The following is a 19,406-nucleotide window of genomic DNA, read 5'->3' on the forward strand; positions in this document are numbered from 1 at the left end:
CCGAGCCTTCAGGTATTGCCGAAGCGGATAAGCGCCTCGCACTTGGCCCAGGGAGCGCCGTCCGCCAGACAGTCGCGGGCCAGGGTTACCCCGGCCATCCAGCCTGCCGCCGCACCGGCGGCCACCAGGGCGGCGGCGGTGTTGAGGATAACCACTTCGCTCTGGGCGCGGCTGCCTTTGCCCTGGAGCACCCGGCGCAGGATGTCGGCGTTTTCTGCCACATCCCCCCCGGCGAGTGCTTCCAACGGGGCGGCAGCCAGGCCCAGTTCTTCGGGATGCAGGCGCGATCCGCAGATGGGACCGCTCAGATTCCCCGCCAGGGCGGTTGGTCCCGTGAGCGAGCACTCGTCGAGCCCCCCGCCGCCGTGGACAACCAGGAAGCGCTCGCGGCCCAACCGTTCCAGCGCTTCGGCCATCGGCGCAACCAGACTCGGATGGTAAACCCCGAGCACCTGGGCGGTGGGCACCAGTGGATTGACCAGGGGACCGAGCAAATTGAAGACTGTACGAATGCCCAGTTCGCGGCGCACGGGTGCCACGGCTTTTAAGGCCGGGTGCCAGCCCGGGGCGAACAAAAAGGTGATCCCCACCGCGTCGAGGGCGGCGCGCACGCGCGCGCGCTCCTGGCTGAGGTGCACTCCCAGGTGCTCCAGCACATCGGCCGAACCGACCCGGCTGGAGGCGGAGCGAGCACCGTGCTTGGCCACGGGTACCCCGCAGGCCGCCGCCACAAAGGCGACTGCCGTCGAGATATTAAATGTTCCCAGCCCGTCCCCGCCGGTGCCGCAGGTGTCGAGCAGCACCGGCAGCCCGGTGGGGGCGGCGCCCGCAGCTTCTTGCAGCGTCTTGGCCATCGCCGCCAGTTCGCCTGCAGTGATCGCCAAAGGCGCAATCGCCACCAGCAGAGCACCGGAGAGAGCGGCAGGCACCTCCCCTGCCAGCCACGCTTCCATCAGTTCCCGGGCCGCTTCCTCCGAGAGCGCCGCGCCGCCCAGGCGACAAATTAGCAACGACTGCAAATGTTTTTCGTTCATCACTTTTGAATCACTTCGGGCAGGACGCGTGTCACCACCCGGCCGCCGCTGGCGCGCACGGTGTTGCGTCCAAAGTCGGCCTCGAGCACGGGGCCTTCGACACTGGTATTCTCGCCCGGCTTGCGGTAGCGCCCGTCGTTCGCCACCAACACGTTGTCGGCAATGCGGTAGGTGGCCCGGGCGGCGTCGAACAGCTGGACGGGCCTGCCTATTTCGGCTTGCACCTGGCCATTGCCGGTGAGGGTGCGCCCGGGCACATCCCAGATAATCTGGCGCGCCTGGAGGCGGGCGGCGTTGGCCGGTTGCTCGGCGGTGACCGGCCGGTTGCCCTCAGCCGTGGCGACGACGCGGTTTTGATCGACTTGCCAGACCGCCCGCGGTGCCACCAGCCGGATTTGCCGAGCCAGATCGCGAGCGATGACGCCGCCTGCCGCCGTAACGTGGTTGGGCTGCAGGCTCCAGGTGAGACTTGGAGCGCTCAGCGCGATCTTTTGGACGGCCGAATCGCCCTCGACCCCGCCGTCGAGGGTATAAATTTGGGCGGCAAGGTCGCCTACGAGCCGTTTTCCGCGCACGCGCACCCGGTCTTTGGGCTGGCGCAGTTCGACCGGGCCGGTGGCCTCCAGCCGGTTGCGATCCGCAAACCACTGCACCCGCTCGGCATCGAAGGCGGTCTCGCGCACGGGCGCAAGGGCCTTGACGCCACCGGTGAGCAAGATTTCGCGCGCCGCGATGCGCACCTCGCCTCTGGGCGCTTCGACGGTGAGCACTTTGCGCCCCTGCTCGTAGAACACTCCGCGAATCTGCTGAATGGAAGCGCTGCTGCGGTCGCGGCTATATTCGGCGCGCTGAGCTTTGAGTTCCCACACCAGGGCGCCGCCCCGGCTGGTGGTTTCACTGAGGACGATGTTTTGCAGCACCAGGGGGCTTTCGTTGGCCTGGGAAGGAATCGGTTCAGGCGGACCTGAGCAGGCGGCAAGCAGCAGACAGGCAAGAGCGGCCGGCACCCGATGGCGTCGGCTCACGAACCCGCTTCGCGATAGGCGGCGTAGACCCCCCGCACGTTGTACCAGTTGAGAAACACCCGCGCCAATTCCAGCGCCAGCTGCGGTTTGCCGCGGTCGATGAGATACTGCAACAGCGGCGCCATCGTTTTTTCGTTGAGCCGGCCGCCCAACGAAAGCAGCCCCCACAGCGCCTGGTGCAGCGGCGTCATCTGGATCATCATGCGCACATCCCAACTCGGGTGCTTGCGGTAAAAGACCACCCCCATCCGGCCGCGCTCGTACTCTTTTTGGATGAGGGAAGGCAATTGCTTGAGGGTGAAGGGTGGATGCCAGTGATAGCCCACGGCCTCCGGGCATTTGACGAGCTTGAGTCCGAGTTTTTTGAGTCGCACCCCCAGTTCGAGGTCTTCCCACCCGTAGAGGCTGAAGGCTTCGTCGAAGGGGCCGGCTTTTTCGAGCCAGCGGCGGGCAATGGCGACGTTGCCGGTGGCAAAATACGCGGCCGAAAAATCGGTGATTTTGTAGGGCTCCGACTCGGGGTGCTCGAAGTTGCACGTGTTGACCACCCGGCCGTAGGTGAAGACTGCGTCGCCCGCGTGCTCTTCGAGGGCGCGGGCGTGGAATTCGAGAAACACGGGTGTAACCACCAGATCCGAGTCGATAAAGATAACGGTGTCTCCCCGGGCGCCGGCAACTCCCAGATTGCGCGCCGCCGCCGGGCCGCGATGATCTTGCACCAGCAGGCGCACATGGCTGAAGCGCTCGGGGTGATCTTGCAAAAATGCCACCGTGCCGTCGGTCGAACCGTCGTCGACGACGACTATCTCGTAGCGGCCCTCCCAGCGCTGCGCCTCCATGGCCTCGAGGCACTTGGTGAGGATGGCAAGCCGATTGTAGGTGGGAATAACGACGCTAAAAAACACGAGGGAGCCCGGGCACTGTGCTTATTCTGACATCAACGTCCGGCGATGCCAAAGCCCGCCGCCCGGCCCCCGGGTGAGCTAATCTGAGACAGTGTCATCCGTTGTCCGCCCGCTCCTATGCTCGCTCCGCCCGTCGTCCGCTCGACTCGCCGCGCTTCGCTGCTGCTGCTTGAAATGGACCAGGTTCTCGCCGAGCAACTTGGCGAACGGTTGCGCCAGGTCGGCTTTCGGGTGAGCCTCAGCCCCGGGACGCAAAAAAGCGAAAGCGCTTTGGCCCTGGTGCAGCTCGAAAATCCCGACTTGATCATTCTGGCGGCCGGTCCCGGCGGCTTGCGCCTGTGTCGCGCTCTGCGCCAAGCCACCTACAGTCTGCCGGTCTTGCTCCTCAGCGACGGCGAGACGATCTCCGAACGGGTGGCGGGTCTCGATGTGGGTGCCGACGACTACATCGTTTCGCCTTTTGACATCGCCGCCCTGGTCGACCGCATCCAATGCCAGCTCAAGCGCGTCCAGGGCCGAGAGAGCGGGGTGCTGCGCCTAGCCGATCTCATTGTCAACACCCGCACCCGGGAGGTGCGCCGCGGCGGGCAGCTTATCGAACTGACCGCCCGCGAGTACGATTTGCTCCACTACCTGATCGAACACGCCCGCGAGGTGCTGTCGCGCGAGCGGATCCTCCTCAACGTCTGGGGCGAAAGTTTTGACGGTGAATCGAACATCGTCGAAGTCTACATACGCTACTTGCGCCTCAAAATCGAGCGCGAAGGCGAGAAAAAACTCATCCACACCGTGCGCAGCGTCGGCTACAGCCTGCGCGACTAGCGCAAAGCGGATCTTGCGCACCGAAATCCGGTGTTCTTCATTACCTGACCTTTACCTGGGCGGTTTAGGGTAAGGTCACTCGTTATCTGGACTACTTTTTTATGTCGAACCGGGACGCACAACAGGATTTCCGCCTGCTGCTCGAGGAACTGTACCGGGAGAGAACCCTGCGCTTTTTTAAGGCCGGACAGAGCATCCCCTTGCGCAACCAGGAAATCTGGATTGTCTACCGGGGATTGGTACAACTGGCGACGCTGCAACCGAGCGGCGACGAGGCGCTGTTGGGACTGGCGGGTTCGCTGATGCCGTTGGGCCGTTCGCTGACGCTGCTGGAGCCTTATCATGCCGTGGCGCTCACCAACGTCGATTTGCTCAGGCTGACCACCGAGGAGATCCACTCCAGCCCACGGCTGGCGCGCGAATTGACCGAACAGATGGCCCGCCGCCTGCGCCAGGCGGAAGCCCTGCTGGCGCTGGCGGGCAAGCGCCTGGTGATCGATCGGCTCCAGGGCTTTTTGTACCTGCTTGCCCACGAATTCGGTCATCCCACCGGCGAAGGTATCCGCATCGATGTGCGCCTCACCCACCAGCAATTTGCCAACGCCCTGGGGACTACACGGGTGACGGTGACCCGCTTTTTGGGCGAACTCAAATACCGCGGTCTCATCGAAATAGGCGCCGACCGCCGCATCTATCTCAAGGAACCCCAGCGGCTGGCGGCGGCCAGTTGTTTTTAAGTTTTGCGTGGCCACGAGCCGATCGAACTGGTAGACTGGCGGCAGAACAGTAACTTTCTGTAAGGTTTGGCGTCGCGAGATCGGCCTCGCCGGGATTTGCAAGCAAGAACGGCTCGAACTGGGATGGCGCGCTCTGCTCCTTGCAGGAATGGACTTCATGGAAGGTCTTATGGAGCATAGAAGAAGTATCCGTCTTGAGCCCACCCTCAACCCCAAGAGTCTGCTGCCGCGGCTGATGCGCGAGGATGCGCCTTTGCAATCGGGCAATACCCTGGTGATGATGTTCGGACCCCACCAGTGCGAGCTGCCGCCCAATTCCCGCCAGGGCGTGCGCACCTGGATCCAGGCTCAAATTTCTGAACATGGTCTACCGAGTTTGGTGCGCTTCGGTCGCCGCGACCGTCCGAGTGTTTATCGCCGCGACGAATTTGTGCTATGGCTGACTGCTGAAGGTCAAGAAGCTTCGATCGCCTCTTCGTAGCCCGAAATGCGCTTCGCAATGGCGCGGTGAACCGATGCCGCCGGATGCTCGATGTTTCTCTTGTCTGCGGCGATTTTTTCCCCGTGCGCACTCAGAGCGCTCGGAAGGGCAAGCGCGCACCACCTGCTCAACTCTTACCCAAGGGAGCGGCGGCTCTGCCGTTCCTCTAACAAGCGCTGCGTTGGCCGCACAGGGGAAGAGTCACAAGTTGTGTTCCGCGGCCGCTCTCAAAGTACAAACGAATTCTGTGGTTTTCATTCGCGGGTTTGCGAGCAACTATTCAAAGGGTATTTAACCATTTGATTCACTTGGACGGTCAACACATTTTTGCCCAGGTATTGTAAGATATGTTAACCGAAAGCCAGGCCGATTGTGAACTTTCCACCCACCTCTCCGTCGATTCTTGAACTGAACAGCTGGGTTTGGCTGCGCGAGCAGCAGCACCGTCTCGACACGCTGAATCTAGGCGATATCGAACCTATTGTTCGTCACCGCGACTACGTATGGTTGATGGGTCTGTGGGAGCGCTCGGAGGCGGGGCGAACTATCGCCCTGAGCCATCCGGGTCTGCAGTACGAATTTCGCCGCGCTCTGCCCGATTTGCACCCCGAAGATGTGGTCGGTTCAGCCTATGCCATCCGCCGCTATACGGTCGATGAACGCCTGGGAAGCGAGGCGGGACTCGCACGGTTGCGGCGGCTGCTCAACGACCGGCTGGGCATCGGAGTGATCGTCGATTTTATTCCCAACCACTGTGCTGTCGATGCGCGTTGGCCGAGTGAACATCCGGAGTGGTTCGTGCCTTGCCTCGATGCGTCGGGCAACGGCTGTTTTCGCACCGGGGACGCCCACCTCTCCCACGGCCGCGACCCTTACTTTCCAGCCTGGACCGACACGGCCCAGTTCAACTACGCCTATCCGGAAGCGCGCCGGGTGTTGCTCGGGCAGTTGCTTTCGATCGCCGAGCGCGCCGACGGCGTGCGCTGCGACATGGCCATGTTGATGCTGCGCGAGGTGTTTGCGCGCACCTGGTGCCAAGATCCGGGAGTCGAATTTTGGGCCGAGGCGATCGCCACCGTCAAAGCGCGCCATCCGGGCTTTTTGTTTATTGCCGAAGCGTACTGGGGACTGGAATGGAATTTGATGCAATTGGGCTTTGACTATTGCTACGACAAGACCCTCTACGATCGCCTCTGCCGGCGCGATGCCCACGGCATTGCCGCCCACCTGCGCGCGGAGCCGCGTTTTTCTGAGCGGGTGGTGCGCTTCGCTGAAAACCATGACGAGCCGCCCGCCCGCCAGGTCTTTGGCCAGGGCTGGTGGAATGCCACGTTGTTGTGCGCAACCGTGCCGGGGGCTTTCCTTGAATACCTGGGTCAGGGCGAGCGCACGGTGCGTCTGCCGGTCCAACTCGGGCGTGAGACAAAAATAGCCAGTCATCCCCCGGCCCGGCGTTTTCTGGAGCGCCTTGCGGCTTTTCGCCGGACGCTGGGCGAGCAGTTTTTCGTCTACGACGTTCCCCATCCTCAAGTGGTGGCTTACCGGCGCGGCCAGTACGACTTCTTTTTAAACCTGGGCGATCAAGGTGTCCATTTGAGTTCCCAGGACGCGGTGCTGGTGCTGCCGCCCCATGGTGCCTCGGTGGTATCCGTGCCGGAGGCGGGCGCTCGCCCAAGCGCCGGGGATGTTTCCTGGCTCGATGAAGTGCAACCCGTCCGCGCCCAAGTCCTGTAAACTGCTTGCCGACTTCCCATGTGTGTGAAAAAATACGGCTAGTACCTTCGGTAGGCCGATGCGGCGCGACTGCCACGGATCCACATTCACCGAAGCGTTGGCGGCAGTGGCTATCGCGGCGATACTCGCTCCGACGGCCCTGATCGCTGTCTCCAGCTACCGGCAGAGCCAGATAGCGGCTCAGTATCCTGTAGAGATGGGCCGGATCTTGGCCGCTTCGCGCGCCTTTTTGAAGGATCATCTGCGCCTACCGGATCTGGCCACGGCTCCGGCTACTCTCGATGCCGAGTTGTGGCGGCAGTACTACCAACCACCTGCCAATCTGAGGCGCTCAGGGGAGCAACTGTTGCCAGACGGCCTTGCCTACGCGGTGGTGCGGCCCTACCGGGCCTCCGGGGTGACCACCGAGGCGTTCGTGGGCCAGATCCGCATCACCGGCTCCCACTGCGACCGCTACGACGGCGATCCGGCCGCCGCCTGTGAGTACAATGTGCCGTTTTATTGATCGAGCGGCATGCTGCGGTCGTGACAGCCAAGATCGACTGACTTCGCCCACCCAAACGCTCCCCCAACGTCCGGCAACAGCAGAGGCGTTCGGGCACGATCGAAAGTGACCACTCAACACCAAGCAGCTTCATCCGCGCCGGAGCGCTCGCACAAAAGGCGCTGCGGGTCGCAGACCAGAAAAACGGATATTCGCTCGTACTGCGCGGCGCCGGACGGAAGACGCTAGGAGACTTCCTCTTCGAAGTCTTCGTCCTGGCTGTCGAAATCGATGCCCGATTGGCTGAGCAACGGATTGTCCTTGGTCCAGTAGAGCAAGGCGACAATCAGCGACTGATAGCCGATGTTTTGTGCTTCACCCATCGCTTTGAGCCAGCGCAACAGATCCGCAGGCATGCGAATGCTGATCAAAAAGCGCTGCTGAGCACTCGCCGTCGTCAGTTCGTCGTCGAGGGTCGTACGCGGCGCCCGGGCATATTTACGCCACTGACGCTGGTAGCGGTAGACGGTGCTGCGGGCGAGGTTGGTCACCTGCATCAATTCGTCGACCAGCAGGCCGGCGTTCATCGGCAGGCGACCCTCTTTTTCCATCGAGCGCAGGGCACTCATGATCCGGTCTTGGGTACTCTCTGTCATCCCTGTGCCATACCTTTGACCAATAGCAACTTGGTTAATTTAGTATACAAGTCTGAGGCGGTGTATGCTATCTCTCTCTGGATAGAGATATGCAAGAACCCTGGCACCTTTTTCGCCGATCCCAGGTTGTGCAATTTGCCGCGCTTATTTGCCAAGGGCGCCAGATAATTCTTGGACTGCCTAATTCCCCCCGAACGGATGAAACCGTAATGACTTAAAGTCAACCCGGCCATTGGGAGAAGCAGCAGGTTAAACGGCGCAACTGAGTTGCATGACCCGCTGCGAGAGTTCCATGTTCTCCCGGTAGTCCACCGGACAGTCGATGATGGCCGGAACCTCCTGTTCGAGGGCAGTTTTGAGGATGGGCAACAACTCGTCGCCCGCCTCGACGCGGTAGCCCTTAAGACCCATACTCTCGGCAAGGCGCACAAAGTCGGGGTTGCCGAAGCGCACGAAGGCGGAGCGGTTGAAGTGGGTCTGTTGCTTCCATTCGATGAGGCCGTAGCCGCCGTCGTTGAAGATAAGCGTCACAAAGGGCGTACCGATGCGCAGGGCCGTCTCCAGTTCCTGCATGTTCATCATGAAGCCGCCGTCACCGGTGACGGCCACCACTTTGCGGTGGGGGTGGACGAGTTTGGCGGCGACAGCGCCCGGGATGGCGATGCCCATAGCGGCGAAGCCGTTGGAGATGATGCAGGTGTTGGGGCGGTCGCAGTGGTAGTGGCGGGCCACCCACATCTTGTGGGCGCCGACGTCGGAGATCAAGATATCCTCCGAGCCCAGCACCTGGCGCAGGTCGTAGATTATTTTTTGGGGTTTGACGGGATAGCCGGTGTCGTGGGCGTACTCGGTGTACTCGGCGCGGATGTCGTCGCGCAGTTGGATGGCGTAGGGGTCGGGTTTGCCCTGGCGGTCGGCGCGCGACAGGATCTCCTGCAGGCTGTCGGAGATGTCGCCCACCACTTCGACTTGCGGGATATAGCTGCTGTCGACTTCCGCGGCGGTGCGGCCGACATGGACGATCGGGATGTCGCCCATGGGGTTCCACTTTTTGGGCGAGTACTCGATGTGGTCGTAGCCGATGGCGATCACCAGGTCGGCGCGGTCGAAGCCGCAGCTGATGTAGTCGCGCTGCTGCAGGCCCACCGCCCACAGCGCCAGCGGATGGGTATAAGGAATAACCCCCTTGCCCATGAAGGTATTGGCCACCGGGATATTCAGGCGGGCGGCGAACTCGGTGAGCGCGGCACTCGCATTGCAGCGGATGGCGCCGTTGCCCACCAGGATAAGCGGGTTGTCGGCCTGGGAAATCAGCTCGGCCGCCCGGGTGATGCTGCTGAATGAAGCGAATATGTCGTGATTGTCGCTGATGCGCAGCGGCTCGCCGATCGCCGCCATCGAAGCGATGTTTTCCGGTAGTTCGATGTGCACTGCCCCCGGTTTTTCGGCCTGGGCGATCTTGAACGCCTTGCGGACGATTTCGGGGGTGTTGCTCGGGCGGACGATATGGGTGCTCCACTTGGTCACCGGAGCGAACATCGCCACCAAGTCGAGGTACTGGTGGGCGTCGACGTGCATGCGATCGGTACCCACCTGACCGGTGATCGCCACCAGTGGGGCGCGATCGAGGTTGGCGTCGGCCACGCCGGTCATCAAATTGGTCGCACCGGGACCCAGGGTCGAAAGGCACACCCCCGCCCGGCCGGTCAGCCGCCCGTAGACATCGGCCATGAAGGCGGCGCCCTGTTCGTGGCGGGTGGTGACAAACTGAATAGATGAGCTTTGCAGCGCCTCCAGAAACTGCATGTTCTCCTCGCCGGGCAAGCCGAAGATGTAGCGGACACCTTCGTTCTCCAGGCACTGCACCAACAATTCGGCTGTGTTCATAACTCCCACACCGTTTTGATATTGACAAATTCGAGCATGCCTTCGCGGCTGAGTTCGCGGCCGTAGCCGGAGAGCTTGGTGCCGCCGAAGGGTAGACGGGGGTCGGATTTGACCATGCCGTTGATGAAGACCGAACCGGCTTCGATCTCCTCGGCAAGCCGGTCGATTTCGGCCGGGTCGGTGCTCCAGGCGCTTGCCCCGAGACCAAAGGCGGTGTCGTTGGCCAGGCGAATGGCCGCATCCAGGCCGGGGACGCGAAACAGCGCCGCCACCGGTCCGAATAATTCCTCACCGTAGGCGGGGCTGTCGGGCGGGATATCCGCGAGGATGGTCGGCGCGTAGAAGTTGCCAGGGCCGGGGAGCGCTTTGCCGCCGATGAGCACCCGTGCCCCCCGCGACACCGAATCGTGCACCTGGGTATCGAGCGTTTTGAGGATGGTGGGGGTGGCGAGCGGCCCGACGTCGGTAGCCGGATCGAGCGGATCGCCGACTTTGAGGGCGGCAAAACGTTCAACCAGGAGTTTCTCAAAAGTATCCGCCACCGCCTCGGCGACGATGAACCGCTTGGCGGCGATGCAGGACTGGCCGTTGTTGATGAGGCGGGCCGTCACCGCAGTCTGGGCGGCTTTTTGGATATCGGCGGACTCCAGTACGACAAATGGGTCGCTGCCCCCCAGTTCGAGGACGCACTTTTTGAGGTGGTTGCCGGCCTGAGAAGCAACGCTGCGGCCCGCCGGTTCACTGCCGGTGAGGGTGACCGCCACCACCCGCACATCGGCGATCAGATCCGCGGTGCGCTCGGCTCCCACGAGCAACGTCTGGAAGCACCCGGGTGCAAAGCCCGCCTCTAAAAAAATCGCTTCGATGGCGAGGGCGCACTGGGGCACGTTGGAGGCGTGCTTAAGCAGGCCGACGTTGCCCGCCATCAAAGCCGGGGCTGCGAAGCGGAACACCTGCCAGAAAGGAAAGTTCCAGGGCATCACCGCGAGGACGGGTCCAAGCGGCTGGTAGCGCACGAAGGAACGCGTCGCGTCGGTAACTACCGGCACGTCGGCCAGAAAACCCGCACCGTGCTCGGCATAGAACCGGCAGACCAGGGCGCACTTGTCGACTTCGGCCAAGGCAGAGGCGAGGGTCTTGCCCATCTCGGCACTCATCAGCCGGGCGTAGCGTTCACGACCGGTTGTGAGCACATCGGCGGCGGCTTGCAGACGGCGGGCGCGCTCGGCGAGGGGTGTGTGGCGGTGGCAAGCAAAAGCGCGACTTGCCAGGGCAAGCTTCTGCTCGATTTCGGCGTCGTCCAGGGGTGCAAATGTCTTGAGTGTCTGTCCGGTCGCTGGGTTGACGCTGGCGATCGGTCGCGAGGGGCTTTGGGTCTGTGCCATCGCTTACCCTTCCGGTATCGGCGGTCTCCAATCGATCACTGTATCCGGCGGGGATCGCCGCTCGCCCGCTTTGTAAGTGTTTTGTAACATCTGGTTGTGCTTCCTGTAGTTCCCCGGCGGCGGGATCCGCGCGGGTGGTGCGCTTGCGCCGTTCGGGGAATTGACGATAATGCAAACAGATCAGCGTGTCTAGCAGGAGAACCGCATGAGCGCGACCACGTACGACTGGCGCAAGGTGATCGATTCTATCAAGATTGAAGACCCGGTCAAGCCGGGCGATTTTGCGAATTTTCTCGACATGGCCCGGGGTATCGAGTCGCGCACCGGCGTCTGGAGCATTTCCTATGAGAGCCTGCGCACCCTGGGTCCACCCGAGGGCGGTATGCTGCGGCCTGCCGTGGGCGGTACCGCCGAGGCGGCGGCTCAAAAGCAACTGGGTATCACCGCCGTGGCCCCCGCCTCCGTGGTCGAATTGCGCCCCAACGCCAGTGAAGAAGACTTGCAGGGCGTGCTGCGGGCCGTCTACCGCCAGGTGCTCGGCAACACCTACGTCATGGAAAGCGAAAGACCCACCCAGGCCGAGTCGCTGCTGCGCAACGGCTCGATCAGCGTGCGCGAATTCGTCCGCCGCATCGCCAAGTCGGACCTTTACAAAGAGCGCTTTTTCAACAAAGCCTCCAACAACCGCTTCATCGAGCTCAATTTCAAGCATCTGCTGGGCCGCGCCCCCTACAACCACGGTGAGATTCAGGAGCACTTCGGGCTCTACCACAAGGCCGGCTACGACGTGGAAATCGACTCCTACATCGATTCTGATGAGTACATCGAAACTTTCGGCGAGAATATCGTTCCTTATTTCCGGGGCTTCAAGTACCAGACCAACCAGTCCGCGGGCGGCTTCCCGCGCATGGTCAAACTCTGGGGCGGCGACGCGGGTTCCGACACCGACCGCGGCAAGAATGGCCAGCGCACCCTCGTCACCACCAAAGATCTGATTGGCCCTACCAAGATATTCGTGCCCTTCGTGGCACCCGGTCGCGACGCGGACATGGTGTCCGGGGACTACACGCGCCTTGCTTTCGGCCTCAGCGGTGAAGCGGCGGCCCAGCGGCAGTTGGGCATCGCCTCGGTGGCCCCCGCGCCGATCTGCCAGCTGCGCCCCAACGCCAGTGAAGAAGACTTGCAGGGCGTGCTGCGGGCCGTCTACCGCCAGGTGCTCGGCAACACCTACGTCATGGAAAGCGAAAGACCCACCCAGGCCGAGTCGCTGCTGCGCAACGGCTCGATCAGCGTGCGTGAATTCGTCCGCCGCATCGCCAAGTCGGACCTTTACAAAGAGCGCTTTTTCAACAAAGCCTCCAACAACCGCTTCATCGAGCTCAATTTCAAGCATCTGCTGGGCCGCGCCCCCTACAACCACGGTGAGATTCAGGAGCACTTCGGGCTCTACCACAAGGCCGGCTACGACGTGGAAATCGACTCCTACATCGATTCTGATGAGTACATCGAAACTTTCGGCGAGAATATCGTTCCTTATTTCCGGGGCTTCAAGTACCAGACCAACCAGTCCGCGGGCGGCTTCCCGCGCATGGTCAAACTCTGGGGCGGCGACGCGGGTTCCGATACCGACCGCGCGACGGGTGGACAGCGCACCCTCGTCACCACCCGCGAGTTGGTGAAAACGCTTCCTCTGTTGACGGAGATCCCGGCTGTACCGGCTACCCGTGGGTTCGAGCAAGTGCTCAACCAGCTGAAGCGTCCCGCCCCCGGCGGCACGGGTGAGGCGCAGGGACAAAAGCAACTGGGTATCACCGCCGTGGCTCCCGCGCCGATCTGCCAGCTGCGCCCCAACGCCAGTGAAGAAGACTTGCAGGGCGTGCTGCGGGCCGTCTACCGCCAGGTGCTCGGCAACACCTACGTCATGGAAAGCGAAAGACCCACCCAGGCCGAGTCGCTGCTGCGCAACGGCTCGATCAGCGTGCGTGAATTCGTCCGCCGCATCGCCAAGTCGGACCTTTACAAAGAGCGCTTTTTCAACAAAGCCTCCAACAACCGCTTCATCGAGCTCAATTTCAAGCATCTGCTGGGCCGCGCCCCCTACAACCACGGTGAGATTCAGGAGCACTTCGGGCTCTACCACAAGGCCGGCTACGACGCGGAGATCGACTCCTACATCGATTCTGATGAGTACTTGCTGACCTTCGGTGAGGATGTGGTGCCCTACTTCCGGGGCTTCAAGTACCAGACCAACCAGTCCGCGGGCGGCTTCCCGCGCTTCACCAAACTCTACGGTGGCGACGCGGGTTCCGACACCGACCGCGGCAAGAATGGCCAGCGTACCCTCGTCACCACCAAAGATCTGGTGGTCTCCGGCCAGTTCAGTAAGCCTGTCTAAGTCCTGCCGGCACAAACGGGTCGCGATTTTGCCGACCCGTTTGTGCAACCCATGTTACGATTGTTAAACTGCATCGCATATTTTTGTAGTGAGGCTTCACAGATGACAGCATTGACGCTTTTGGCGGCGCCGGGAATCCCCGCCGGTTGGGAGTGGGCAAATCCGTTGATAGACCTGCTTCCCATCATCCCGCTTCTGTTTTTCGCCCTGGCTTTCGTCTGGCAGGCCGCGATCGGCTTCAAGTAACGGACGATTTTCTCGACAATCGCTGCAGGAAGGCAGGCCCCAGAGCCTGCCTTCCTGCGCATTTAGACGTAAGGCGAGACGTCTTCTTGGCAATCGTCCGCCAGGTACGAAAGCGCCCGAAAGCGCAGCCCCACCAGCTGTTCGTACAGCGGATTGATCTTGCACATGGGCGGGATGTGCACAACTTTGCCGCCCGGCAGGGGCACATCGCGCTCAAAGGGGCACTGGGACGGAATCATCCGGCACAGAAAGCGGGCAATGGCCGGATCGCGCACTTCGACGCCGTCGAGCCAGTGCTTGACCGGCTGCAGCAAGTCGAGGTGGGGTGGTCTGTGCTCCGGGGCAACCGGTGCCTGGGCCGCGCCGGTGAGATTGGTGCGCAGGCCGCTCAATACTTCGCACCGATGGCCCAGAGCGTCGCAAAAGCGCCCAATCAGTTGCTCCTCCGCCTGCGAGTACTCACCGTCGGCCAGAGCTACCATTAATGCTGTGCGCAAAAAATGTTCAGAAAGGACCGGGTCGGCGGCCAGGGTAGCCGACAACTCCTCCGGCTCGATCGGCACAAGCACTTGCGCCGATCGACCGCCGAGTCCTTCCTGGGCGATGACGGCCTGTACACAGGCGCGCTCGGTTTCGTCGTAATCGCCGTCCGCCCAGGCCACCGTCAGCAGGCCGCGCAGCCAGGCAATCATCTGCTCTTCGCCGCGGATAGAAGAAACTGCACCCACCATTTCGACTTGCTCCCCATCGACATCGGTCCGGTGGAGCCCCTTCGGGGTACTGGCCGAACGGTCTCCATAGTCTCATTATCGACAAAACAGGGGTGGCCGGGCTGCGGTGGTGGGGTGTGACGGGCAGTAGATTGGCAGCGGTCCACAAACGCCCTAAAGTTGACCTACCAACCGCCGTGACAAGCTATGGGTAAGCATTTATCAGCAACGGTCGCCGCACCGTCCAGGAACGAGAGCTAGCCCGTGCTCATCCGCGAAAGTACGGTCCGCGCCGGAGGCCGGCAATGGTTTTACCGCTCGGCGGGCAGCGAGTCTGGGCCGCCCGTGCTGCTCCTGCACGGTCTGCCTTCCCACAGCCACGGTTGGCGGGAGGCGGTCCCGGTGCTGGCCGAGCGGGGTCTGTGGGTGATCGCCGCCGACTGGGTGGGTTTTGGCGGTAGCGACAAACCGGACAAATCCGCCTTCAACTACACACCGGACGCTTTTATTGCGGCGCTGGCAGCCTTTGTAGACGCCCTCGCCCTGGAGCGCTTCTCGCTGGTGGTGCAGGGATTTCTGGGCTCAGCAGGCATCCAGTACGCCCTGCGCGAGCCGCGGCGCATCGCCCGGCTGGCCGTCATCAACGCCCCCATCGCCACGAGTGCCAAATTGCCCTGGAACCTCCGGCAGCTGGGGTTGCCCCTAGTGGGTGAGATGCTCACCCAAAATCCGCTCTCGGTGGATCAGACCCTCGAAGGGGGAGGTTATACGGTCATTTCCAACGGCGATCTAGGCGCCTTTCGCCGCCCCTACAGCGAGAGCGGCGACGCCGGACGGGCATTGATGCTCACCGTGCGCAATCTGGATCTGCCCCGGGCGATGGCGGAGATCGAAGCGGGCCTGACTCCCTGGCGTCAGAACGGTCCGGTGCCCACCCCCTTTGCGCTCGCCCTCATCTGGGGTCTGCGCGACCGCTACCTGGGTGAGGCGATGGCCAAAAGCTTTGTGGCGGCCCACCCGCAGGTCGAATTTTTTCCGGTCGCCCAGGCCGGTCACTACCCGCTGGAGCAAGACCCCGCGGCGGTCAACCAGGCCCTGGTGCGCTTTGTCGCTCAGCCGCGGTAGGTACCGGAGTTGAGGGTGACGCTGCCTACCCCCCAGCGGGACACCAGCTTTTCGAGCAGAAGGCGGCCCGGGGCGGCCAGATCGCCGTCCTCACCCACCATTCCCCCTTCGATGATGTTGCCGAGGTCGGTGCGAAAACACAATCGCCACTGGCCGCCAGGGTCGGGCTCGATAAACAAACTGCCGGTTGCCAGCACCTGGCCGGCATTGCTCGTGATTGCAAAGCGCATGGGTTGGGTTGGGTGTGCCGAGGAAAGAACTTTCCCAGTATTGCCCAGCGGTGGGCCGTTGCCGCTGCGCCCGGCCATTGTGCGGTACCGTGCAACTAGAAACACTTGGAATAGTGCGATTGGAGCCACCAAAAAAGCCCAGGCGGCGACGGGGAAACGCCCTGTGGATCCTGGCAGTGCTGGTTGTAGCGCTCATCGGGGGTGGGGTGTACCTGTGGCTTGTGCCTTCGCCGATTCGGGCGGTGGCCTGGAATCCGCCGCCGCGGCCGCCGGTGGTCGGCCCCCTCGCCCAGAACGGCCGGCTGATGGGGGCGGATTTGATTGGTCGCTTCGCTGGCCCGGCGGCGGTCGCTTTTGACCGCGCAGGGCGGCTCTACACCGGCACCGAAGACGGCAAAATCTACCGGATTGCCCTCGCGGCGGCGGGCGGCAGAACGGTCGAAGTGTTCGCCGATACCGGCGGGCGGCCCTGGGGGCTCGCTTTTGATGGAGCGGGCAATCTGGTGGTGGCGGATGCCCGCCAGGGGCTGCTGGCCATCGATGCGGGCGGGAAGGTGCGAGTACTTGCCAAACGGGATGGAACGCGGGCTCTGGGGTGGCTCACGGCCGTGGCCGTGGCCGCCGACGGCCGCGTCTACTTTAGCGAAGCGAGCGAGCAACCCTACGGCCGCGACCTCTACCTGGAGGTACTGGAGGCAAGACCCACCGGGCGCCTGCTGGTCTACGATCCGGCCACTAACCGGGTGCAGGTGCTGGCCACCCGGTTGGCCCTACCCGGCGGCCTCGCCCTGGCAAGCGGCAGCACCGCCGTACTGGTGAGCGAGGCGGCGCGTTACCGGGTGATGCGCTACCGGTTGGATGGCCCCGGGACCGGAACCGGCGAGCCCTGGATTGAGAATTTGCCAGGGTACCCAGGGGGAATGGCCCGCGACGGCGAGCGTTTCTGGCTGACCATCGGCGAACCGCGCATCGACAACATCGATCGCGTGCATCCCAATGCCGAACTAAAAAATTGGCTTGCCAAACTGCCCGCCAGTTGGGTGCGCGGCAACGAAAAAGGCTATGGATTGGTCCTGTTGCTCGATAAAAACGGCCGCATTCTGGAAAGCTTACAAGATCCGACTGGACGGGTCAATCGTCTCAGCAACGTCGAACACTTCGGTGCGGATCTTTATCTGGCAACGAGCATCGAAAACGGTATCGCCCGGGTGCGCCTCGCCGCCGGCCGCGCCCAGAGCGGCAACGGCCTCGATCGCTCTCGCTGAGGTGATCCCCGCCCATGGTAATTCGGTACGTCCTTCGTAACGTTTTTGATCCATTTCGGCAATAGCGCTGCGAACTCCGTATACGATGTCGAGAATAGTTTTCAGACGCCAAATCCGCATTGCTGAGCCGGATTCCGTTTGAGTTTGCCTATAAATTTGCGTGACGCCATGAATACCAGCACGAGCGCGCATTGGCGCAGTATTGCGATTGTAGGCCCCTACCAGAGCGGCAAATCGACGCTGTTAGAAAGCCTGCTGTTCGTGACGGGAGCCATCTCCCGCAAGGGGACCGTTGAGGACGGCAACAGCGTCGCCGACGGTACCGCCGAGGCGCGCGCCCGCCAGATGGGCGTTGAGGTCAACGCTGCCTTTGCCGAATACCAGGGGGTGCAGTTGAGCTTTTTGGATTGCCCGGGGTCGATCGAGTTTGCCCAGGAGACCTGGAATGCGCTGATCGGTGTGGACGCGGCGCTCGTCGTCTGCGAACCGGAGGCGACCCGGGCCTTGATTGTGGCGCCGCTGCTCAAGTTTCTTGATGACTGGCAAATTCCCCATGTGCTCTTTATCAACAAGATGGACCGGGCCAGTACTCCCCTAAAAGAGGTCCTGGCTGCACTGCAGTCGATCTCAAGCCGTCCCCTCGCCCTGCGCCAGTTCCCGATTGGCCAGGGCGATCGTTTAAGCGGGTTTATCGATTTGGTGAGCGAGCAGGCCTGGCAGTACCACCCCGGCGGCCCGCCCGACCCGATTGCGCTACCGGAGATTTATCGCAGCGACGAGTTGGCGGCCCGGGCCGAACTGCTCGAAGTGCTCGCCGAGTTCGACGATCACCTGCTCGAAGAACTGGTCGAAGAAATCGAGCCGCCCGAGGCGGAAATTCGCACCGACCTCAAGCGCGACCTCGAAGACGATCTGATCGTGCCGGTGTTCTGCGGGGTGGCGCTGCGCGATTTTGGAGTCAGGCCGCTTCTGGCCGCGCTGCTTTCGGAGGTGCCGGAGGCGGCCTGTTCTGCTCGTCACCGGGGTATCGCCGCCGAAGGCCCGCCTGTGGCCCAGGTGCTCAAGACTTTTTATTCGCCCCAGAGCGGCAAACTTTCGCTGGTGCGCATCTGGCGCGGGGTGTTGGCCGACGGTGCCCAGATAAACGGTGCGCGCCTCGCCGGGTTGTATCGGCTGTGCGGCCAGCAGCAGACGGCCCTCGCGGCGGCTGGACCCGGCGAGATTGTCGCCCTGGGTCGCCTCGAAGGGATCAAAACCGGCGACACCCTGGCACTCGGATCACAGGAAACTCCCCTGGCGAGCTGCGCGCCGCTCACCCCGGTTTTTGCCCTCGCCATCGCCCCCGAAAAGCGCGCCGACGAGGTCAAATTCAGCGCCGCCGTCGCCAAATTGCTCGAAGAAGATCCATCGCTCAGTTGGCAACAAAACAGCGGCACGCGCGAGGTGGTTCTCTGGGGCCAGGGCGAAATTCACCTGCAGGTGGCCCTCGGCCGGTTGCGGCGCAAGTACAACCTGCCGATGCAGTCGCACCCGCCGCAGGTGCCCTACCGCGAGACCATCCGCCGCGCCTGGTCAAGCCACGGACGCTACAAGCATCAGACCGGCGGCCACGGCCAGTTTGGCGATGTCTACCTCGACATTCGGCCTCTGGCGCGCGGTGAAGGGTTTCAATTTGCCGAGACGATTGTGGGCGGTGTGGTGCCCCGGCAGTACGTTCCCGGCGTGGAGACGGGCGTGCGCGAAGCGCTGGAGCGCGGACCTTTGGGCTACCCGGTGGTGGACGTGGCGGTCACCCTCACCAACGGCTCCTACCACACCGTCGATAGTTCCGAGCAGGCGTTCAAGCAGGCGGCCCGCATCGCGATGCACGAGGGCCTCGCCCGCTGCGAGCCGGTGCTGCTCGAACCGATTGTCGAACTTGACGTCTCGGTGCCGGTGGAGTTTACCGCCCGCGCCCTGCGCCTGCTCAGCGGCAAACGCGGTCAGATCCTCCACTACCAGGGCGATGGAGAGCGCCGCGAATGGGACTGCGTCAACGCCTTTTTGCCCCTCGCTCAGATGAACGAATTTGCTATCGAGTTGCGCTCGCTGAGTCTTGGTGTCGGCTGTTTCGCCTGGCGGCCCGCCCACCTGCAGGAGGTGCCGGAAAAACTCGCCGAGCGTCTTCTGGCACGCACTTGATCGGCACCGATGGAACCGGGAGCCCGGGCACTTCTTACTGCAGGCAGAGGGTGCCTCCTGCCCCCGACGATGACAATTGGGCAGTTCAATGGCAAGTTTGCAGT

General features: G+C 62.8%; 18 protein-coding genes. 10 read left to right on the top strand and 8 right to left on the bottom strand.

What is annotated here, in order from left to right:
* Positions 1 to 8: 8 nt before the first annotated feature.
* From trpD to GLL_RS14420, 3 genes are read right to left on the bottom strand one after another with little or no spacing between them, the layout of a single operon-like run.
* Positions 9 to 1,037, bottom strand: coding sequence for an anthranilate phosphoribosyltransferase (gene trpD / locus GLL_RS14410; protein WP_011142789.1), 1,029 nt, complete (start codon positions 1,035 to 1,037; stop codon positions 9 to 11).
* Entirely contained in the window at positions 1,034 to 2,059 is a 1,026-nt protein-coding gene (gene lptC / locus GLL_RS14415; RefSeq protein ID WP_011142790.1) for an LPS export ABC transporter periplasmic protein LptC, read from the bottom strand. The genes trpD and lptC overlap by 4 nt, the downstream gene beginning before the upstream one ends.
* Positions 2,056 to 2,964 carry a glycosyltransferase family 2 protein gene (locus GLL_RS14420; RefSeq protein WP_011142791.1) on the bottom strand — a complete coding sequence of 303 codons (909 nt, stop codon included), beginning with the start codon at positions 2,962 to 2,964 and terminating at the stop codon, positions 2,056 to 2,058. Before GLL_RS14420 ends, lptC begins: the two co-directional genes overlap by 4 nt.
* A 117-nt stretch (positions 2,965 to 3,081) precedes the next feature.
* Between GLL_RS14420 and GLL_RS14425 the strand changes: the two genes are divergently transcribed.
* From GLL_RS14425 to GLL_RS14445, 5 genes are all read left to right on the top strand, one after another.
* Positions 3,082 to 3,786, top strand: a complete 705-nt coding sequence (locus tag GLL_RS14425; protein WP_011142792.1) for a response regulator transcription factor — start codon at positions 3,082 to 3,084, stop codon at positions 3,784 to 3,786.
* Between the two features lie 101 nt (positions 3,787 to 3,887).
* Complete coding sequence (locus GLL_RS14430; RefSeq protein ID WP_011142793.1) at positions 3,888 to 4,523, top strand: Crp/Fnr family transcriptional regulator; 636 nt, start codon at positions 3,888 to 3,890, stop codon at positions 4,521 to 4,523.
* Between the two features lie 169 nt (positions 4,524 to 4,692).
* A complete protein-coding gene (locus tag GLL_RS14435) occupies positions 4,693 to 5,004 on the top strand; it encodes a hypothetical protein (protein WP_164929109.1) in 312 nt (103 codons plus the stop codon).
* Between the two features lie 372 nt (positions 5,005 to 5,376).
* Positions 5,377 to 6,738 carry a hypothetical protein gene (locus GLL_RS14440; RefSeq protein WP_011142795.1) on the top strand — a complete coding sequence of 454 codons (1,362 nt, stop codon included), beginning with the start codon at positions 5,377 to 5,379 and terminating at the stop codon, positions 6,736 to 6,738.
* A gap of 58 nt (positions 6,739 to 6,796) precedes the next feature.
* On the top strand, positions 6,797 to 7,243 hold the full coding sequence (locus GLL_RS14445; RefSeq protein WP_011142796.1) for a hypothetical protein: 447 nt from the start codon (positions 6,797 to 6,799) through the stop codon (positions 7,241 to 7,243).
* A gap of 224 nt (positions 7,244 to 7,467) precedes the next feature.
* On the opposite strand, the gene GLL_RS14450 is transcribed toward GLL_RS14445, so the two are convergent.
* The 3 genes from GLL_RS14450 to GLL_RS14460 all read right to left on the bottom strand — a co-directional run bounded on the left by GLL_RS14450 (position 7,468) and on the right by GLL_RS14460 (position 11,150).
* Positions 7,468 to 7,878 (bottom strand): hypothetical protein, encoded by a 411-nt coding sequence (locus tag GLL_RS14450; protein WP_011142797.1) that lies wholly within the window; start codon positions 7,876 to 7,878, stop codon positions 7,468 to 7,470.
* Between the two features lie 249 nt (positions 7,879 to 8,127).
* The gene (locus GLL_RS14455; protein WP_011142798.1) at positions 8,128 to 9,765 is read right to left on the bottom strand and encodes an acetolactate synthase large subunit; all 1,638 of its coding nucleotides are present in this window, start codon (positions 9,763 to 9,765) and stop codon (positions 8,128 to 8,130) included.
* Entirely contained in the window at positions 9,762 to 11,150 is a 1,389-nt protein-coding gene (locus tag GLL_RS14460) for an NAD-dependent succinate-semialdehyde dehydrogenase (protein WP_011142799.1), read from the bottom strand. The genes GLL_RS14455 and GLL_RS14460 overlap by 4 nt, the downstream gene beginning before the upstream one ends.
* Positions 11,151 to 11,355: 205 nt before the next feature.
* Between GLL_RS14460 and GLL_RS23300 the strand changes: the two genes are divergently transcribed.
* Both GLL_RS23300 and GLL_RS14470 read left to right on the top strand, forming a co-directional pair.
* Positions 11,356 to 13,545 carry a phycobilisome rod-core linker polypeptide gene (locus tag GLL_RS23300; protein WP_011142800.1) on the top strand — a complete coding sequence of 730 codons (2,190 nt, stop codon included), beginning with the start codon at positions 11,356 to 11,358 and terminating at the stop codon, positions 13,543 to 13,545.
* Between the two features lie 102 nt (positions 13,546 to 13,647).
* Positions 13,648 to 13,791, top strand: a complete 144-nt coding sequence (locus GLL_RS14470) for a photosystem II reaction center protein K (RefSeq protein WP_011142801.1) — start codon at positions 13,648 to 13,650, stop codon at positions 13,789 to 13,791.
* A gap of 62 nt (positions 13,792 to 13,853) precedes the next feature.
* Here the strand turns inward: GLL_RS14470 and GLL_RS14475 are convergent, their stop codons facing one another.
* Positions 13,854 to 14,522 carry a Mo-dependent nitrogenase C-terminal domain-containing protein gene (locus GLL_RS14475; RefSeq protein ID WP_011142802.1) on the bottom strand — a complete coding sequence of 223 codons (669 nt, stop codon included), beginning with the start codon at positions 14,520 to 14,522 and terminating at the stop codon, positions 13,854 to 13,856.
* 243 nt (positions 14,523 to 14,765) lie between these two features.
* On the opposite strand from GLL_RS14475, the gene GLL_RS14480 reads away from it, so the two are divergent.
* Positions 14,766 to 15,626, top strand: a complete 861-nt coding sequence (locus tag GLL_RS14480) for an alpha/beta fold hydrolase (protein ID WP_011142803.1) — start codon at positions 14,766 to 14,768, stop codon at positions 15,624 to 15,626.
* Here GLL_RS14480 and GLL_RS14485 read toward each other — a convergent pair.
* Positions 15,614 to 15,856 carry a hypothetical protein gene (locus GLL_RS14485; protein ID WP_193345470.1) on the bottom strand — a complete coding sequence of 81 codons (243 nt, stop codon included), beginning with the start codon at positions 15,854 to 15,856 and terminating at the stop codon, positions 15,614 to 15,616. The two genes, GLL_RS14480 and GLL_RS14485, sit on opposite strands and share 13 nt — an antisense overlap.
* Positions 15,857 to 16,032: 176 nt before the next feature.
* Here GLL_RS14485 and GLL_RS14490 point away from each other — a divergent pair, with 176 nt between their 5' ends.
* On the top strand, positions 16,033 to 17,121 hold the full coding sequence (locus GLL_RS14490; RefSeq protein WP_164929110.1) for an SMP-30/gluconolactonase/LRE family protein: 1,089 nt from the start codon (positions 16,033 to 16,035) through the stop codon (positions 17,119 to 17,121).
* Positions 17,122 to 17,289: 168 nt separating this feature from the next.
* Complete coding sequence (locus tag GLL_RS14495; RefSeq protein ID WP_011142806.1) at positions 17,290 to 19,302, top strand: elongation factor G; 2,013 nt, start codon at positions 17,290 to 17,292, stop codon at positions 19,300 to 19,302.
* Positions 19,303 to 19,406: the final 104 nt, after the last annotated feature.

It is taken from the genome of Gloeobacter violaceus PCC 7421 (assembly GCF_000011385.1).
GTDB lineage: Bacteria > Cyanobacteriota > Cyanobacteriia > Gloeobacterales > Gloeobacteraceae > Gloeobacter > Gloeobacter violaceus.

Excerpts from the sequence above, each read along its gene's own strand:
- GLL_RS14425 (WP_011142792.1), top strand. The coding sequence starts at position 3,082 with ATGCTCGCTCCGCCCGTCGTCCGCTCGACTCGCCGCGCTTCGCTGCTG.
- GLL_RS14430 (WP_011142793.1), top strand. The coding sequence starts at position 3,888 with ATGTCGAACCGGGACGCACAACAGGATTTCCGCCTGCTGCTCGAGGAA.
- GLL_RS14435 (WP_164929109.1), top strand. The coding sequence starts at position 4,693 with ATGGAGCATAGAAGAAGTATCCGTCTTGAGCCCACCCTCAACCCCAAG.
- GLL_RS14445 (WP_011142796.1), top strand. The coding sequence starts at position 6,797 with ATGCGGCGCGACTGCCACGGATCCACATTCACCGAAGCGTTGGCGGCA.
- GLL_RS14450 (WP_011142797.1), bottom strand. The coding sequence starts at position 7,878 with ATGACAGAGAGTACCCAAGACCGGATCATGAGTGCCCTGCGCTCGATG.
- GLL_RS14455 (WP_011142798.1), bottom strand. The coding sequence starts at position 9,765 with ATGAACACAGCCGAATTGTTGGTGCAGTGCCTGGAGAACGAAGGTGTC.
- GLL_RS14460 (WP_011142799.1), bottom strand. The coding sequence starts at position 11,150 with ATGGCACAGACCCAAAGCCCCTCGCGACCGATCGCCAGCGTCAACCCA.
- GLL_RS23300 (WP_011142800.1), top strand. The coding sequence starts at position 11,356 with ATGAGCGCGACCACGTACGACTGGCGCAAGGTGATCGATTCTATCAAG.
- GLL_RS14470 (WP_011142801.1), top strand. The coding sequence starts at position 13,648 with ATGACAGCATTGACGCTTTTGGCGGCGCCGGGAATCCCCGCCGGTTGG.
- GLL_RS14475 (WP_011142802.1), bottom strand. The coding sequence starts at position 14,522 with ATGGTGGGTGCAGTTTCTTCTATCCGCGGCGAAGAGCAGATGATTGCC.
- GLL_RS14485 (WP_193345470.1), bottom strand. The coding sequence starts at position 15,856 with ATGCGCTTTGCAATCACGAGCAATGCCGGCCAGGTGCTGGCAACCGGC.
- GLL_RS14495 (WP_011142806.1), top strand. The coding sequence starts at position 17,290 with ATGAATACCAGCACGAGCGCGCATTGGCGCAGTATTGCGATTGTAGGC.